19 protein-coding genes and 6 tRNA genes are annotated in these 15965 nt (G+C 71.0%); 4 read left to right on the forward strand and 21 right to left on the reverse strand.

What is annotated here, in order from left to right; genetic code table 11:
• Positions 1-66 precede the first annotated feature (66 nt).
• The 6 genes from Ae505Ps2_RS16565 to Ae505Ps2_RS16590 form a co-directional block, all read right to left on the reverse strand.
• A tRNA-Val gene (locus Ae505Ps2_RS16565) sits at positions 67-141 on the reverse strand.
• Position 142: 1 nt separating this feature from the next.
• Positions 143-214, reverse strand: a tRNA-Cys gene (locus Ae505Ps2_RS16570).
• Positions 215-244: 30 nt separating this feature from the next.
• Positions 245-317: transfer RNA gene (locus tag Ae505Ps2_RS16575), tRNA-Gly, on the reverse strand.
• A gap of 245 nt (positions 318-562) precedes the next feature.
• Positions 563-637: transfer RNA gene (locus Ae505Ps2_RS16580), tRNA-Val, on the reverse strand.
• 19 nt (positions 638-656) lie between these two features.
• Positions 657-729 (reverse strand) — tRNA-Gly (locus Ae505Ps2_RS16585).
• A 156-nt stretch (positions 730-885) separates the two neighbouring features.
• Positions 886-1314: an SsgA family sporulation/cell division regulator gene (locus Ae505Ps2_RS16590; protein ID WP_020624097.1), complete on the reverse strand. Its 429-nt coding sequence runs from the start codon at positions 1312-1314 to the stop codon at positions 886-888.
• A 279-nt stretch (positions 1315-1593) separates the two neighbouring features.
• Here Ae505Ps2_RS16590 and Ae505Ps2_RS16595 point away from each other — a divergent pair, with 279 nt between their 5' ends.
• From Ae505Ps2_RS16595 to Ae505Ps2_RS16610, 4 genes are all read left to right on the forward strand, one after another.
• Positions 1594-2271: a sigma-70 family RNA polymerase sigma factor gene (locus tag Ae505Ps2_RS16595; RefSeq protein WP_060711644.1), complete on the forward strand. Its 678-nt coding sequence runs from the start codon at positions 1594-1596 to the stop codon at positions 2269-2271.
• A gap of 26 nt (positions 2272-2297) precedes the next feature.
• Positions 2298-3173, forward strand: a complete 876-nt coding sequence (locus tag Ae505Ps2_RS16600; RefSeq protein WP_075307027.1) for an anti-sigma factor — start codon at positions 2298-2300, stop codon at positions 3171-3173.
• Between the two features lie 125 nt (positions 3174-3298).
• Positions 3299-3727 carry a TIGR02611 family protein gene (locus Ae505Ps2_RS16605; protein WP_233147583.1) on the forward strand — a complete coding sequence of 143 codons (429 nt, stop codon included), beginning with the start codon at positions 3299-3301 and terminating at the stop codon, positions 3725-3727.
• 62 nt (positions 3728-3789) lie between these two features.
• Positions 3790-3861 (forward strand) — tRNA-Val (locus tag Ae505Ps2_RS16610).
• Between the two features lie 89 nt (positions 3862-3950).
• On the opposite strand, the gene Ae505Ps2_RS16615 is transcribed toward Ae505Ps2_RS16610, so the two are convergent.
• The 15 genes from Ae505Ps2_RS16615 to Ae505Ps2_RS33485 all read right to left on the reverse strand — a co-directional run.
• On the reverse strand, positions 3951-4985 hold the full coding sequence (locus Ae505Ps2_RS16615) for a tyrosine-type recombinase/integrase (protein WP_233147393.1): 1035 nt from the start codon (positions 4983-4985) through the stop codon (positions 3951-3953).
• Between the two features lie 127 nt (positions 4986-5112).
• A complete protein-coding gene (locus Ae505Ps2_RS16620) occupies positions 5113-5343 on the reverse strand; it encodes a helix-turn-helix domain-containing protein (RefSeq protein WP_075307023.1) in 231 nt (76 codons plus the stop codon).
• Between the two features lie 3 nt (positions 5344-5346).
• The gene (locus Ae505Ps2_RS16625) at positions 5347-6717 is read right to left on the reverse strand and encodes a DUF3631 domain-containing protein (protein WP_075307021.1); all 1371 of its coding nucleotides are present in this window, start codon (positions 6715-6717) and stop codon (positions 5347-5349) included.
• Positions 6714-7634: a bifunctional DNA primase/polymerase gene (locus Ae505Ps2_RS16630; RefSeq protein ID WP_075307019.1), complete on the reverse strand. Its 921-nt coding sequence runs from the start codon at positions 7632-7634 to the stop codon at positions 6714-6716. The genes Ae505Ps2_RS16625 and Ae505Ps2_RS16630 overlap by 4 nt, the downstream gene beginning before the upstream one ends.
• On the reverse strand, positions 7631-7843 hold the full coding sequence (locus Ae505Ps2_RS31245; protein WP_075307017.1) for a hypothetical protein: 213 nt from the start codon (positions 7841-7843) through the stop codon (positions 7631-7633). The genes Ae505Ps2_RS16630 and Ae505Ps2_RS31245 overlap by 4 nt, the downstream gene beginning before the upstream one ends.
• Positions 7840-8253: an RRQRL motif-containing zinc-binding protein gene (locus tag Ae505Ps2_RS16640; protein WP_198932111.1), complete on the reverse strand. Its 414-nt coding sequence runs from the start codon at positions 8251-8253 to the stop codon at positions 7840-7842. Before Ae505Ps2_RS16640 ends, Ae505Ps2_RS31245 begins: the two co-directional genes overlap by 4 nt.
• 205 nt (positions 8254-8458) lie before the next feature.
• Complete coding sequence (locus tag Ae505Ps2_RS16650) at positions 8459-10798, reverse strand: FtsK/SpoIIIE domain-containing protein (protein WP_139318756.1); 2340 nt, start codon at positions 10796-10798, stop codon at positions 8459-8461.
• 27 nt (positions 10799-10825) lie between these two features.
• Positions 10826-12055 (reverse strand): hypothetical protein, encoded by a 1230-nt coding sequence (locus tag Ae505Ps2_RS16655; RefSeq protein ID WP_075554252.1) that lies wholly within the window; start codon positions 12053-12055, stop codon positions 10826-10828.
• A gap of 342 nt (positions 12056-12397) precedes the next feature.
• Positions 12398-12676: a hypothetical protein gene (locus Ae505Ps2_RS16660; protein WP_139318755.1), complete on the reverse strand. Its 279-nt coding sequence runs from the start codon at positions 12674-12676 to the stop codon at positions 12398-12400.
• Entirely contained in the window at positions 12673-13020 is a 348-nt protein-coding gene (locus Ae505Ps2_RS16665; RefSeq protein WP_075550129.1) for a hypothetical protein, read from the reverse strand. Before Ae505Ps2_RS16665 ends, Ae505Ps2_RS16660 begins: the two co-directional genes overlap by 4 nt.
• The gene (locus tag Ae505Ps2_RS16670; RefSeq protein ID WP_075553758.1) at positions 13020-13238 is read right to left on the reverse strand and encodes a hypothetical protein; all 219 of its coding nucleotides are present in this window, start codon (positions 13236-13238) and stop codon (positions 13020-13022) included. The genes Ae505Ps2_RS16665 and Ae505Ps2_RS16670 overlap by 1 nt, the downstream gene beginning before the upstream one ends.
• A gap of 144 nt (positions 13239-13382) precedes the next feature.
• The gene (locus Ae505Ps2_RS16675) at positions 13383-14144 is read right to left on the reverse strand and encodes a GntR family transcriptional regulator (RefSeq protein ID WP_075307005.1); all 762 of its coding nucleotides are present in this window, start codon (positions 14142-14144) and stop codon (positions 13383-13385) included.
• A gap of 465 nt (positions 14145-14609) precedes the next feature.
• A complete protein-coding gene (locus Ae505Ps2_RS34260) occupies positions 14610-14777 on the reverse strand; it encodes a hypothetical protein (RefSeq protein WP_337819515.1) in 168 nt (55 codons plus the stop codon).
• Between the two features lie 386 nt (positions 14778-15163).
• Positions 15164-15427, reverse strand: coding sequence for a hypothetical protein (locus Ae505Ps2_RS16685; protein ID WP_075307001.1), 264 nt, complete (start codon positions 15425-15427; stop codon positions 15164-15166).
• 181 nt (positions 15428-15608) lie between these two features.
• Positions 15609-15965: transposase family protein (locus tag Ae505Ps2_RS33485; RefSeq protein ID WP_249265283.1), on the reverse strand; the 357-nt coding region annotated here is incomplete at its 5' end.

Here is a 15965-nt window from a genome sequence, read left to right on the forward strand (position 1 = left end):
CTCGGCGCGGAGCCCGGAAACGCAGAATCCCCGGGGCCGGGATTCCGGCCCCGGGGATCCGGGACATGGTGCGCGATACTGGGATTGAACCAGTGACCCCTACCGTGTCAAGGTAGTGCTCTCCCGCTGAGCTAATCGCGCGAGGCGGCGGCGGGAATCGAACCCGCGTACAGGGCTTTGCAGGCCCTTGCCTAAGCCACTCGGCCACGCCGCCGGAAACCGGCCTGCTGTCGCGGCCCGGCAGAGCGGACGACGGGATTCGAACCCGCGACCCTCACCTTGGCAAGGTGATGCGCTACCAGCTGCGCTACGTCCGCATGTCGCACCGTTCCCGAAGCGTTTCCGCGAGTTCCCGGTGCGTTGGGAGAACAGTAGCGCACGGTCCGTGGCCGCTGTCGAGGGGGTACCCGATGATCGTCTGCCCAGGTCGGCGGCGCTATGACGGCCGGAGGCGTCCGGGGGAGCGCGCTGCCGGCCTCTCGCGGGCCGTGTCGGCCATCCGGTCACGTTCGGGAAAAGCAAGATCCCCGAGGCCGACGTGCGGCCCCGGGGATCTGGGAAATGGTGCGCGATACTGGGATTGAACCAGTGACCCCTACCGTGTCAAGGTAGTGCTCTCCCGCTGAGCTAATCGCGCGTGGGAAGAGAAGTCTCCGAGCGGACGACGGGATTCGAACCCGCGACCCTCACCTTGGCAAGGTGATGCGCTACCAGCTGCGCTACGTCCGCACCGTGCACCGCGTCCCGGGCCGTGAGGCCCGTCCGCGGCGCGGTGAGAGAACATTAGCACCCGCCCCGAGGGGGGTCCGACCGCCCCCTCTCTCCACCACCGGATGTCCTCTCACGTGCGGAGACGCGCTCCGCCCGGTGGTGGGGTGCCTCGGTTCAGTCCCGGGCGGTGGTGTCCAGCAGGTCCGCGAGGGCGGCGTCGAAGTCGAGCCACGAGTACTCGGCGGCGGCGGGCACGGCGTCGTAGGTCGCCTGCAGGAACTCCGACAGCGTCGCCGCGGAGGTGGTGAACAGGGCGTGGCCCGAGGGGGAGGTGAGCTCGAGCTCGATCCGGGTCGGGTCGTCGCTCATCGGCTGCACCCGGACGTCGCCGGTGCCGGCGGAGTCGACCAGGCCGTCGCCGAGCAGGTCGCGGGCGAAGACCCAGTCGACCGTGGTGTCGTGGCCGGTCTTGAACGAGGCCTGGACGGCGTAGGGGTCGCGGCTCGTGTAGGACAGTTCGACCTTCACGGGCACGACGGGCGCGTCCGGAGCGATGAGCTCGAACATGGCCGTCGCCCGGATCGTCTTGGACTCGTCGCGCATCGGTGATCCTCTTTCGTGGGGGCGTTGCGTGGGGCGTCAGTGTGGGAACGAGAGAGAAGGCCTCGGGGTGACGGGTTCGATGCGCATGAACGTGGGTCACCGTGGGATGACCCCCGATCGAGTCACAACGGTGTAACTCACCGCGTGCGACGACAGGGCTGAACGGGGCTCGGCGCCGTCCTGGCGTGTGAGCCGCGCAGCGCAGAACGACTACTCTCGTCGGAGTCCGAACCGGAACGGGTGCGGACACCGAACACAGCAATCGTGAGGACAACGCTGGTGGCAGGCATCGCCGATCCGCCGGACCGCCCCGAGCACGGGCGGGCCGCCGGGCCTGCCGCGCGCCGTGATCCGTCACGTCGCGACGACGCCGGGGACGCGCGTCTCGTGCAACGGATCGTGTCCGGGGACTCGACCGCACTGGGCGAGCTGTACGACCGGTTCGGGCGCCAGGCCTACTCCCTCGCGCGCCGCATCTGCGCCGACGAGGGTCTCGCCGAGGACGTCGTCCAGGAGGTCTTCCTGGCCTTCTGGCGCGACCCGTCGCGCTTCGACCCCGCCAAGGGCCGGTTCGGCACCTGGCTGTTGACACTGGTGCACCACAAGTCCGTCGACGCCGTCCGCCGGGAGAGCGCCATCCGGCGTCGCACCGTCCCGGCGTCGGAGGACGGCTCGGAGTGGAACGCCCCGCCCGGGCCGGGCGCCGACGAGGGAGCCATCGGCGCGCTGGTCGCGGGCCACGTGCGTGACGCGCTCGATCAGCTGCCCGCCGACCAGCGGAAGGTCCTGGCGCTGGCGTACTACGGCGGCTACACGCAACGCGAGGTGGCCGCGATGACAGGGGTGCCGCTGGGCACCGTGAAGTCCCGCATGTTCACCGGGGTGGCCAAGCTCCGGAATCTGCTGGGCCCCGTGGTCGGGGACGCCGGGGCGGACCTGGCGGGAGGGCTGTCGTGAACGACAACGAGGGGAGGCCCTGTCCGATGAACGAGCAGACGGTCGGCTGGGCGCTCCACGCCCTCGAGCCCGACGAGGAGATCGAGGTGCTGCAGCACCTCGAGGGCTGCGACGAGTGCCGTCGGCTCGCCGCCGACGTGGCCGAGACGACCACCGTCCTCGGCGGCGCGGTGCAGCAGGTGGAACCGCCCGCGTCGCTGCGCGACGCGATCCTGGAGCAGGCCCGGAACACCCCGCAGGTCGGACGGGTCGGTGACCGGGCGCTCCCGCGCCACGCGCTGCGCGACGACGTCGCGTCCTCCGGAGCTTCGCCCGAGGGCGGGGCGCGCCCGTCGCGGTCCGAGCGGCCCACCGTCGCCGCGACACGCCCGCCGGCGGGGCCCGGACGCGGCCGCACCCGGAACGGGTGGCTGCGCCGCCCCGGTCGGGTACTGGTCGCGGCGGCCGTCGCACTCGCGGTGATCGTCAGCGGGGGAGTCGTCGTCGGGCAGATGCGGTCGATGCAGGCGGAGCGCGACGCGAGCCTCGCGCAGGCCCAGGAGATGCGCGACGTACTCTCCGCCATCGCGCAGCCCGGGACCCCGCACGCCTTCCTGTCCCCCGAGCCGGGAGGACCGATGGTCGCGGCCGTCGTGATGAAGGACGGACAGCGGGAGGTCATGCCGATGGGGCTCGACCCGAACGAGCCCGCCGACCAGACCTATGTCCTGTGGGGGCTGAACGGGGACGGAACTCCGCGGGCGATCGGCACGTTCGACGTGCGAGCGGGTCAGTCGGGACCGGTATCCGTAGAATCGCCCGACAGCGGGAGCTACGGGACATACGCCGTCTCGCTCGAGCGCGGAAGGGAGGCTCCCCACGCGCCGACCAACGTAGTCGCGGCCGGGCAGGTGGAGACCTGAGTACGACGGAGAAGAACGACGCCGGTGCTCCGGCGTCCGGGAGCACGACCTCCGGGCGCCGGTACACCGCTGTCCGCAGGAGGTACCGGCGGGCGAAGGTCCGCTACCGTGCGTTCCGGGCGGGGGTGGCCCGCAGCCCGGTGCTGGACCTGACCTACCGCATCACCATGGGGGTCCTCGGCGCCGCGATCGTCATCATCGGGATCATCGCGCTGCCCGCGCCGGGTCCCGGCTGGGCGATCATCTTCCTCGGCCTGGGCGTGCTCGCCGCCGAGTTCAGCTGGGCCCAGCGGCTCCTGCACTGGGTCCGCGTCCGCTACGACGGCTGGGTCGCCTGGATGGGCCGCCAGAACCGTGTCGTGCAGCTGCTGGTGATGACCTTGATCCTCGGCACGGTGGCGGTCTGCGCGTGGCTTTTCGGGATCTTCGCGACGGTCGGAGGCTGGGTGGGGATCCACTGGGAGTGGCTGCACTCGCCGCTGCTGCCGTTGCTCCAGCCGCCGCCCCCGCCGGTGCCCGTACCCGGATCGGAGCTGGTCACGGGCCCGCGGTGATCCACCGGTGACCCCCGTGAACGGCGGGGGGACGGGCTGTGTAGAGTTGGTTTCACCGCTGAGGGCGATTAGCTCAGGGGGAGAGCGCTTCGTTCACACCGAAGAGGTCACTGGTTCGATCCCAGTATCGCCCACAGTCAAAACCCCTGGTCACAGGCTCAGTGAGCCGGATGTGACCAGGGGTTTCGTTGTTGCGCGGGGACCCGAGTAACTAACTGAGTACCTACGTGGCCGAGTCCGGGAAGATCTTGTTCATGGCGGTGGCTCCGGTGTCGATGACGGGCCGGATCTGCTTCCGGTACACGCGCTCGGTGACCCCGCTACCGCCCGCGTGTCCGACCAGACTGGCGATCTGGTCGACCGTCATGCCGCTGTCGGAGAGCAGGGACACGAAGCTGTGGCGCAGCTCCCGCGGTGTCCACTCGGCGGCGTTCAGCCCGATCTCCTTCAACTCTGGCGCGCCGAGCACCCGGCGGAATCCTCGTCGGACGTTGGCGGCGTCCAGCTCGGTGCCAGTCTCCGAGGCGAACACCAGCCCGTTCTCCTCCCACCGGGCCCCGGCCTGATTCCGGTGCCGGGCCTGGCGACGGCGCTGCTCGCGGAGAACGTCGACGCAGCGACTCGGCAGGGCGATCGTCCGGCGTGACTTCCGGGTCTTCGTGTCGCCATCGACTCGGACCGAGCGCCAGACCTTCATATGCGGGGGAACCGGCGGGTCAGCGTCGGGCTCACCGGTCAACTCAACGTCGGTCCAGACGACGGCCCGAAGCTCCTCGGTCCGCGCGCCGGTCAGCAGGGCCAGCACCGTGTAGGCGCCGTAGGTGTTCGCAACCTCGCGTTCCAGCAGCGCCCGTGCCTGGGCGAGGGTGAGTGCCTTCGACGGCCTCCCGCTCCTGCCCTTGGGCGTGCTGCAGAGCAGCACGACGTTCCGCCGGACTCGGTCCCTGGCCTGTGCGCGTTTCACCGAGCGCAGCAAGATCGAGCGGATGTCCTGCAGAGTGCGGGTGCTCAGCTCGCGGGCCTTGCTCGCTAGCCAGCGGTCGACGTCCTCGGCCGACAGGTCCCGCAGCTTGCGGGCACCAAGCGCGGGAACGACATGCTGCTCGGCCAGAATCCGACGCGTCGTGACTGTGCTCTGGTCCCGACCGTTGAGCCCGTACGTCAGCCAGTCCTCCACAGCCTGCGCCACGGTGAACCCGGCGTCCTTGACGACGATGCCGTCTTCGTAGTCGCGAAGAAGCTGCTTGAGCTTCTTCATCGCCTCCGTCTTCGTGCGCCCGCTCGCGCGCCTCATGATCCGCTTCCCCGCGGGGGTGTATCCAACCGTCACCGCCCCGATCCATCGTTGGCGAGACTCGCTCCAGCTGAGTCCGCCGTCCCCGCGACTACGCCGACTGGCCATAGTCGGCGTCCTTCGCCTCGGCGGTGAGTAGATCGATGTAGCGGCTGATCGCAGTCGCCGGGATGAGGCGGGTCCGGCCCTCGGTAACCGAGCCGAGCCGCCCGGACCGGATCAGCTCGTAGATCACTGAGCGACTGAGTGAGAGCAGCAGCATCACCTCGGACACGCGGTAGAGCTGACGGACGGGCAGCGTCTCGGCAGTGAATTCGGGCATGGCTCAGGCACCCCCGTCAGAGTCGGTTACATCGGTTACAGCGGTTACATGCCTGGTCAGGGGCGTAACCGACGATTGGGGTGTAACCGCTACATCGGTTACAGCTGTGCCGTCGGGCAGCGGTGGGGGCGGGGGCTCGGCAGTGGGTGTAACCGATGTAGCGGTTACACCTGCGGTATCGGTTACGCCTCTGACCTGCGGCGTAACCGATGTAACCGATGTAACCGCTCCTGGAGGGTGGTCCTCGGTGAGGGCGGGGAGGTAGCGGGTGAACGCATCGGTCAGCGCTCCGGCGAGGGTGTAGCCCTTGGTGACGTGTCCGCCGACGCGGATCGAGCCGGGGCGTACCCCGTACCGGCTGAGTTCTCTGGCGAGGCGGCGGCCGTCGAGGGGGCGCCCGTCCAGGTCGGCCCAGCCGGATTCGTCGTCGGTGCAGAGCCGTCCGATGATGTCGCTGGTTGCCATCCGGTCGGTCTCGTGGGCGACGAACAGTGCCCGCAGATCAGCGAGCAGCCTCGTCCCGACCGACGTGCCGGTCTCGGTCGCCTGGCCGACGAAGTGCACCGCGGCGGCGCGTGCGGTGTCGGGCCAGTGGTCTCCGGCGAGGTCGGCGATCGCGAGCAGCGGTTCCCAGATCTCGGCGTTGCGGTCGGTGACTTGCTCGGGCATGACCGGATCGGCCCCCGCCAGGTGCTCCTCCGCGACCCTGTCCATCCACGCCGCGAGCTGCTCACGCAATGGCTGAGCTTCGGCCTCCACCCGCCGCTCCCGGAACGCCTCGACCTGCTCGTGTGGAGCCCGGCGCCGCATGTGGACGGTGACGGCGCGGGAGGTGATGGTGACTGGTACGGCACCGGCGATCCCGGCGAGCGCGACCGGGGCGAACGTCGGGAACCGCTCGACTTTCATCCGGGAGGCGTCCCCGACACAGCGCGCCACGGTCGCGGAACGCTTGTAGCCGGAGTTCAGCAGGCCTCGCAGGTCCTCGTTGTTCCCGCCGTTCTTGGCCGAGAACACGGCGTCGATCTCGTCGAACAGCAGCGAGATCGGCCCGTCGCAGAGCATCCGGAAGACAGCGGCGGTGGTGGCCGAGATGGTCATCTCCGGCTTGCGGACGAGGAACTGCGCCACCTCCAGCACACGCGTCTTCCCGGACCCGGGTTCGACGGAATCCAGGACGAGGCGCGGGGTGGTGTAGAAGTGCTCGATCGCGTGGGTGTGGGCGTACCAGAGCGCCAGCATCGGCGCGGTGTGCCGGTCGGGGAAGACCGAGAACCGGGACACGAACGCGACGACCTGGTCCAGCAGAACAGCCGGTGCGACGGCGGGCAGGTCCGGGACCGCACGCAGGCTCTGAGGCGCGGTGTTGCTCATGCCGTCCGCCGCCCTTCGGTGGTGGTGCTCGACAGGGTGGGGAGTCGGCGGGGCCGTCGGGCGCCGTAGGCCAGTCCGGACCGGATGGTGGCGGCGATGTCGGCGGCGGTGCAGTCGCACGACCCGGCGACGATGTGCCCGGCTGCGCGGGTCAGGTCGGTGGCGGCCTGGTGCTCGTCGAGGACGCCCGCGCCGACGAGCTGTCCGAGGGCGCGGGCGGCGGTGAACACCGCGGCGTTGTGCCCTCCGCTCTTGGCCTTCTCGACCCGCCGCAACTCCGCCCTCACGACCGCGGACACGTAGGCCCCGTGGTCGCGCGGTGCCGTGGTGGGCGCCGTGGTGGGCCGCTCAGACGGCCCTGAGACGGCCGCAGGGCTGCGAACGGACAGGTGCCAGACCAACCACCCCGGCAGCGGTGGCGGGTCGGTGTCGTCGGCGAGTTCGTAGACGCCGTTCGGGAGGCGGCTGCCGGGGGCGAGGACCTGCCCGCCGTGCCCGCGACTGTCGAGCATGGGGCCCAACGTGCGGGCGGTGTTGCCGAGCCGGGCCGTCGGCGCGCGGAAGTACAGGTGCCGACCCCCCGAGGGGGTGGTGACGGTCCAGGTGTCGGGCAGTCCGCCGCGTCCGGCGGCCAGGGCGGTGAGGACGTCCCAGCCGTCGCGGGTCTGGTCGGCGTGGTCGGGTTTGGGGGTGTCGCAGTCGATGACGTAGAGGCCCGAGGGGCCGCAGGCGATCCCGGCGTTGTGGTGGGGGTGGGTGGTGAAGTAGTCCACGATGGTCTCCGGATTGGTGGTGGCGCGGGACTCCCACGCGGGGATGGCGGGCTGCTTGCGTCCGGGCAGGATCGGGAACAGGGCCCAGCCGCGGGCGGCGAGGTCGAGCCACCCCGCCAGCCGGGCCCGGTCCGCGGCATTCACCGCTGACCCCCGTCGCGGCGGGTCCGGCGAGTGCGGCGGCGGTGCTGGTGGTGGAACCCGCCGGGGCCCGGGGTGTCGATCGAGGTCGTACGGCGGGTCAGGTTGTGGGTGACCGGGCCGACCGTGATGGCGAACGACCAGCGGCCGTCCTGGTTGACCGTGGCCCGCAGGGGGCCGAGTCGGAACGTCTTGCGCGCGCGGAACCTCATCGCGGGTCTCCCTGGTGGTGGCGGGTCGGGTGGGTGGTGTCGTGGCAGTCGAGGCAGCAGCCCAGCGAGCGGGGGATGCAGTACCCGGCGTCGCGATCGCAGGACGGGCAGCGCCGCCGGGCGGCCAACGCCCGGCCCAGCGCGGCCCGCTGCGCGGGTGTCGGGACCCGCTTGGGGCCCAGCTCGGCCGGGTCCCAGAGCAGCGCCCATCGGCGTCCGCGGCGGCACTCGATCCGCCCGACCGGTGCGGCACCTGCGGGTGCTCGTCCGGCGGCGCGCATCTGGCGTCGGGTGACCAGCCCGGCCGGGGCGCAGCGCCACCGCCACGTCGGTAGTCCGTCGTGCATGCGGGCGGTGGGCTGCCAGCCCCACCGGTCGGTCATCACTCCGTGCTCACTCTGTGTCGACATTGCTGCTCCTGTTTTTGGCATGACGAAGGACAGGGAGGGAGGCGCGAGGGTGCGGCTCGATCCCGGTTTTCGGTGGTTGTTGCTGGTGGGGGCGGGGTGGGTCCCTGGCCTCCCTGGAGGGGTGTTGTTGCTGATCAGGGCAGGGAGGCGGGCTCAGGGAGGCGGGGAGGGAGAACTCCCTGCCTCCCTGAGCGACTCCCTGTGATCAGCCGCCCTCGCCGGTCCCGTCGTCGTCACTCTCTGTCGCGGTGAGGCGGTCGGCGATGGCCTCGGCGACCCGCGCGGTGGAGACCTGCATCGTGCCGTCGGACTTGTAGGGCTTCGCCCCGTCGGGCAGCTCCTTCGCGAGCTTCTCGAAGGTCCAGGACCCGTAGTGCCTCCGGTCCAGTCCGGCCAGCAACGCGAGCGCTTCCTGGGTGCGCATCCGCTTCGCCCCCGCCTCGGCGAGGACGCGGGCGAGGTCGTCGAGCAGGTCCCGCCCGACGACCGGCTCCGGCGTCCGCGCACCGGCGGTGGTGAGACCGGCCGCAGCGCGGATGCCCAGCGCCCGCTCGACGACGGGGGTGACGTCGTCGACGCCGTTGCCGCGGGCGACGTAGAAGCAGCGCATCAGCCCATCGGCCGGGGTGAACCCACTGGTCATCGCCGTACCCAGGTCACCCATGTCCACCGACCCGTCGGAGTCCACGGTCATCGGGCGCAGCGTGGTCGCCGAGATTCCGGCGCGGTGCTTGCCGGTGCCCAGGATCGCGTCGTTGCCCTGGTGGTCACCGATGGCGAAGCACGCCCGGTTCGACAGCACCTTCGCCACCTTCCGCGGCAGCGAATCGGCCGACGGGACGGGGGTGGCGAAGATCAGCGTGACCCCGTACTTACGGGCCTTGGCCACGATCTTCTCCACCAGCTCCGCCGCCTCCTCACCCACCGCGGAGACGAACAGTTCCTGGCACTCGTCGATCACCACCACGCGCGGCCGCATGGTGGGGTCGGCCTCGGCCAGCGCCCGGGTGAGCTTCGGCTCGCCCGCGGCCTGCAACTTGCGGCCGCGCTCGGACAGCTCCGACATCAGGGCCTTGAGCGCGTCCAGGACCGTGGGGATCTGCTCCGGGTCGTCGGAGACGAACAGGGTGCGCAGGCGGGGCTTGAGCGGGTCGTAGTCGGCGTTGACGGCCATGCAGTAGACGTCGACCTCCACGAGGGGGTCGAGGATCGCGCCGAGCAGCGCGGTGATGATCAGGGTGGACTTGCCCGACCCCATCATCCCGGCCACGCCCCAGTTCGCCGCGAACAACCGACCCAGGACGAGCTTCCCGCGGGGGTCGACCCCGACCGGGACACCCTTGAAGTAGTCCGCCGTCCCGTCCCGCAGCAGCGGCCACGGCGCCACCGGCTTGGTCAACGAGCCCTGATCAGCGGTCCACAGGTCCATCACACCGGGGTTGTCGCGGGGCTCGGTGGGCCACACCTCGACCGGCAGCCGCAGCAGGTTGTGCGCCAGGACCGGCTTGCTGTTGTTGATCATCTCCACGGTGACGCCCTCGGGCAGCAACAGTTGGCAGTGCCAGCCCTTCCCGTCATGGGTCGGCGGCATCACCCACCGCGGGGCCCAGCCCTCCCGGAACTTGCGGTTCAGCGCGGGGATGTTCATGTTCCGCAGCGCGTTCACGATCGCCCGCTCGTCGGGGATCACGTCGCGGCGGGACTCCTCCGGCTCGCCGGGAGCGACCCACGCGGGGAGTTCGCAGCGGGAGCGTCCGAGGTGCCACAACAGTCCGATCCCGGCGGCGGTAGCGGCGAGCAGGAGGGTGGCGCCGTAGACGGCGAGGAACCACGTCACCCACATGACCAGGTCGACCACCGCCATCAGCGGGGCGATGACCTGGGTGATGTCGCGGTGCCCGAACGCCAGCACGACACCGAGCAGCAACAGCAGCCCGGCCAGGCCGAGAAGCCCCGCGCCGATGGCCTTGATCAGGTCCAGGGGGTGGCGGATCCAGTCCATGACCCGGTCGTGGCGGCGCTGCTTCTCCGCGACGTCGCGGGCCTCCCACTCCAGGAGTCCTTCCTGGTCCCCGGCGACCTCGGCGCGGCGCATCTGGCGCTCGTACCGCGAGGCGCCGTGGGCGTCGCGCCAGTAGCCGTAAGCCACCCCCGCGCCGAGCAGCGGGTACCAGAGGTTGCGCACCCCGCCCTTCGCCACCGCCTTGGTCCTCGGGTGGGCCACGACGGCGCGGGACACGCTGTAGGCGCGGACGGGCGCCTGTCGAGCGACCCGCACCAGAGCGGTCCCGGGGCGGGCCTTCACGGTCTCGGCGGGCCGGTGGTCGGCCGCCTGGTCGTCGACGATCTCGCCGTCCACGACCAGCGGCTCGGCCTCCTCGACCGGGCCGTCGGTGGTCGGGATGTCGGTGGGTGGGGTGCGGTGCGGGCGTGGCGGCGGGCGGCGGCCGTGCTCGCCCGGGGCGGTGGCCGGCCGCGCGGCCGGACCGCCGATCGTCTCGGTGTCGTGTCCTGTGTGGTCGGTGTCGTGCGGGTTGCTGGTCACGGGTCGATTCCCCTCGATCATCGCTGGTCAGGACTGGTTGGTTCGGTGCTCATCACGCAGCGCCCGCGCCCTGGCCGGTGCGCAGCGCAGGGCGGTCCGGATCGACTCCGCCGACGTGGGGTCGACCTCCCCTGCCGCCACCGCAGCGGCCAGCTCGGCGCGGAGCTCGGCCATCGAGCGGGCCCGCGGGCGGGTCGTCTTGCGCCGCGGTCGGCGGCGGCCGTGCTCGCCGTCGCGGCCCCCGGCGGGTCGGTCGAGGGTCGCGACGCCGTGACCGTCCGGGCGGTCGTCCTCGGTGCCGATATCGGCCGGGTCGTGCTGGTTCCCGGTCCCGCCCGCGGGGTCGTCAGCGGACGGGACCGGGAGGCTCGACAGGCGCGGGGTCTGCTCGGCCAGCCACGCCGACACCTCCGCGGCCAGGTCCCCGCCGTCGTCGTCGACCGGCAGCCCCGGGGTGGTGTGCGGGGCCAGGTGGGCACGGCCGAGCCGGTCACGGCGCACCCGGTAGACCCCAGGGGTGTGGACCAGACGGGCGTCGCCGTCGGTGTCGATCTCGGCGACCGCGGCCCGCAACGCGGCCCGCCGGGCGGCGCGCAGCTTGCGCTCCGCCGCCCGCTCGGTGCGCGCCCTGCGGGCTGGGCGGGCCCCGGCGGTCACCAACTGGTGCGCGATCACCCCGGCCACCGACACCACACCCATCACCAGCCCGGTGCTCACACCCGCGTCGAGGCCGTGGGCGATGTTCAGGCCCGCGGCGACCGCGGCGAACGCCCACACCCCGGCCTGCAACGCCCACAGCGGGGCGCCCGGGTGGGTCCGGCGCCGGGACTGCACCGCGAGGGCGAACGCCCACATCCCCAGCTCACTCAGGACCGGCAGCACCGCGCCGGTCCAGGACCCGTAGACGGCGACGCCGTAGGAGGCCATCGCCGGGACCGCCATCACCGCCGACGCCACCGCCAGCGGATAGATGAGCAGGTCCACCCGATGCCGAGCCGCCCACACCCCGACCGCCGCCCGCCGGGCCGCAGCACGCTTCCGCCGCTCCGCCCGGGCCCGGCGGGTCTGCTCGACCAGCGCCGCCCGCGCGGCCTCATCCCGGGCGGCCCGCTCGGTACGGCGGCGCTCGGCGATCTCCGCCCGCACCGCCTCCACATGCAAAGCCCGCTCGGTCGCGGCATCGGCGTCACGACGCGCCAGCTCCGCCGCCGCCGCCCGGTCCTCACGACGACGCTCCGCCCACGTACCGGTGCTCATCGCACGGCCGCCTTCATGCACCGCGGCCGCGAGCACACATCACCCATGCCCGACCGCACCCGGACCCCGCAGGACCGGCAATGCACCGGCCCCGACGCCTCCTCCGTGTGACGGCCCCGCCGGTGATGCTTCGCGTGCTGCGACGCCGCGACCTCCCGCGCCACCGCAGCCCGACCCACCCGGGCCCCGCCCTTGGCCGTACTCGACAACCAACCCATCGCCCCGCTCCTCTCGTCCGCCTACTTCATCTGTCCTATGTGGATCAAAGGGGTGCGCCCGTCCGGCCTCGACCGGCCTGCACCCGGGGTCAGCGCGTGAAGCGCAGGACCCACTTCACCGGCGTCACCGGCAGATTCCGACCCGCCGGGCCGTGGCCCCGGTCAGGTACGACATCGGCGCCGACCGCTCGGTCTCCACCACACCGGCGCCGCCGTCGAGGTGACGCAGCTTCACCCTCACCCGCCCCTGCGGGCGCCACTCGATCCCGAGGACCTCCGCCCAGGCACCGCCCGCGGGCCCGTAGGAGTAGACCCACCACCCGGGCCGGACCAGCCGCACCGGACGCTCCTGGGCCGCCTTCGCCGCCGCGCGCTCCACACCAGCCGCCAACCGGGCGCTCACCGCACACCCGCCGGGGGCTCCTCGGCGCCGAGCAGGACCAGCTCCGCCCGATCCTGCGCCGCCACAACCTCCACCACCGCCGACAGATAGCCGTCGTTGGAACGCAGACGACGCCACTCCCGCCACCCCACGACCGCGCTGCTCAGCGCCTCGGCCCCGGCCGCACCGACCGCGACCCACACCAGCGCACCGGCCACGCCGTCGAGGGGGCCAGCCGCGCCCAGCGCGAGGACAACGAACACCCCGGTCAGCACCACCAGCGCCACCCCGGCGCCGGACCGGCGCCAGAACTCGCCCCGGACCTGGTCCAGCACCCGACGACGGTGCGCATCCACGACCCGCATCACGCCGCCTCACCATTCACGACGTCCGACCGGACCGACGTCCGCGACCCGAGGGCAAGAACGACGCCGGTCGCCCGCTCGCCGCCATCCGCGACGACCGGAGCCGACACACCCCATGCCTCATCGAGCACCTGATCCCAGTAGGCGTGGAGCGCCACCACCTGCTCCTCCTCCAGCACTGCAACGCAATCCGCGAACTGATTCGAGCGGTCCCGCATCTGAATCTCCTGCCGCCGTGCCGACCCTCACTGACTCATACACTCAAGCACACGAGCACTCGTGTGTACAAGTACCAAGATGCGAAAGGGGCCAGCTCGCACCTGGCGAGCTGGCCCCGTGTGGAGAGACTGGCGGGTCGTGCCCTACTCGGCGGCGAACCGGTACACGTACCGGTGTCGGTCCCCAACTGCTACGGAATCGAAGTACTCCAGGACGCGGCCGTCCTTGTCGAGCGCCTGCCGGACGAGCGACACGACGGGAGCGCCCGACGCCAGGTGCAGCGCCACTGCCTCCTCCGGCGACGCCTGCCGGGCGAACAGTTCCTCTTGGAACTCGGCGATGGCGTGCCCCTTCGCCTCCAGCAAGCCGTAGATGCCACCCGGGGCCGTTTCGCCCGCCGAGAACCCGATCTCGGCGTCAAGGCTGGACGGGATGTAGGAGTCCGCCAGTTGGGTCGGGGACCCACCGACCCACATGCGACGACGCTTGACGACTGCGGTGGGCTCACCGATCAGCTCTGCAACGTCGGCCGAGACGTCGACAGTCTCGACCGGACCAAGCTCCTCGGAGGTCCACTCCAGCCCGAGAGCCTCAGCCTCTGCCGCAAGAGCGCCCTTGCCCTGCGCTCGGGCGGCTCGGCTGAACCGGTTGTTTCGCATGGCCAGTACGGGCAGCGCCTGCCTGACGAAGGTGCCCTTGCCGTGAATCGGCTCCGTCAGGCCCTCCTGTTGCAGGACGGCCAGACCTCGACGGATCGTCTGCCGGGTCACGCCCAGCTCGGACATCAGTTCGGCCTCGCTCGGCAGCTTGGCTCCGGGGCCAAGCTCGCCAGAGCGGATACGCTGCCGGAGCACGTCGGCGACCTGTGCGAACACCGGCCGGTCACTGCGCTGATCGATTGCCACAGTTCACACTCTCCTCGTTGCCTCGCTCGTGCGCTTATGCGGTCAAGTGTACGAGCAGCGGGCCATCATCGCGGCGGCGCCCCCACCTGTCAAGCCGCCGAGGGAGGGGTAGACAGTGTCTCGACGGGCCCGCCGCCGCTGCCTTCCCTGCGGGTGTAGCGCCGTCCGGGGGCTGCACGAAGTGCCGTCGGTCATCGCAAGGCAAGCTCGCGCTTCTGAGTAGCTAATTGAGTATCAACGGCCACGGACTGACGGGGACACGTCGGGACGCCCTAGGACCGCGCCACGAGGATCCACCAGGGCGATCCCGACATGAGACGTTCACGGAAATTGCTTCACACCGAAGAGGTCACTGGTTCGATCCCAGTATCGCCCACAGTCAAAACCCCTGGTCAGTTCCTTGTAGTGAGAGAACCGACCAGGGGTTTCGTGTGTTCGATGGGTCCTGCTTGCCCAACTGCCTGACTATTGCTGTTCCCCGGGGAACAGGTCGTTGATGGCGGTGGCGCCTTCGTCGATCACGGGGCGGATCTGCTTGCGGTAGACGAGTTCGGTGACCGAGCTGCTGCTCGCGTGGCCGACCAGCCGGGCGATCTGGTCGACGGTCATGCCGCTGTCGGGCAGCAGGGACACGAAGCTGTGCCGCAGCTCGCGTGGCGTCCATGGGGCTGCAGCTGGCGAGGTGCCGGCCGAAACATCGACGAGGCGTACCTGTGGCCGGAGATCCTGGGCCGGCAGATGACCCCGGTCAATGAGCGTCGCTGAGCTCCTGGAGCTGCGTCCGACCCGGGTGACGGCCCCGCACGACACCTGACAGCAGCTCCGCGACTCTGCCCGTGCCGCGATGGAGGTCTTGACCGAAGTTGGGTCGTTCCTGTTCGAGCAGCACGAGATCACCGAGGTGCCGTGGGCCAAGTCCGTTCGAGGAGCTGACGGGCAGGCCGTCGAGCCTCGGCGAGGGCGAGATTCAGGTATCGCAGCCAGCGTCTTCCTGCCGGTGGAGGTAGCGCTGTAGCAGCTCAGACCTCGGGCGGTCCGGTGTCGGTCTTTGGCTTCCCACCGCTACGACGGAGGAGTAGGGAACGTCGAACCAGGTAGACGATGCTTCCCATGGCGGTGAGAGTGCCGACGATGAATACCGCCCACCACTCGCTCATCGTGCCGACGGTGTTGACGACCATGCCGAGGCTGAGCACCAAGAAGCTCATCGGGAGCCAACGCGGCACGTCGCGGTCGGGGCGGCGCCTCACATGCGTCACGAACATGGCGGCCGTGCCGACCACGGCACCCCTCGTGCCAAGCAGGCCAAGCCACAGCCCAAAGAGTCGTAGGTCAGAGCGTCCTCCCGCGATCGACCTGCCGCTGGTGTCACGGTAGCGGTGCGGTGTCGCAACTATCCATTGCTTCGTCAAGGCGGCGCCGACGGCGCCGCGCGGCACTGAGGTGTTCTCAGTAGCGGGTTGATCATGTCGTGCGGTCGTACTCGGTGTGGAGTAGTACGAGCGCAGCTGCGGTGATCGCGCCGGTGCGCCAGGGACATAGCGTGACTCGCCGCAACGCGGCGAAGGTGGTCTTGAGCAGGGCGTTTCCGCGTTCGGCCAGAGCACGAAGGGCTGAGTGCAGGGTGTTGACGGTGCGCTGGTTGACCGTCTGCCCGCGGCCGGGGGCGAGTTTGATGGGCACGGTGAGCCGGTCGGCTTCGCCTTCGTAGCCGAGGTCGCCCAGCGCGGCGTGGGTGTCGTCGGTGAACGCGGCCAGGCCCTCGAGCAGCCCGGGGTGGGTACGGGCGCAGCGGGTGTCGTGCTCGCGGCCCGGCCGCAC

This window comes from Pseudonocardia sp. Ae505_Ps2 (genome assembly GCF_001932425.1).
GTDB lineage: Bacteria > Actinomycetota > Actinomycetes > Mycobacteriales > Pseudonocardiaceae > Pseudonocardia.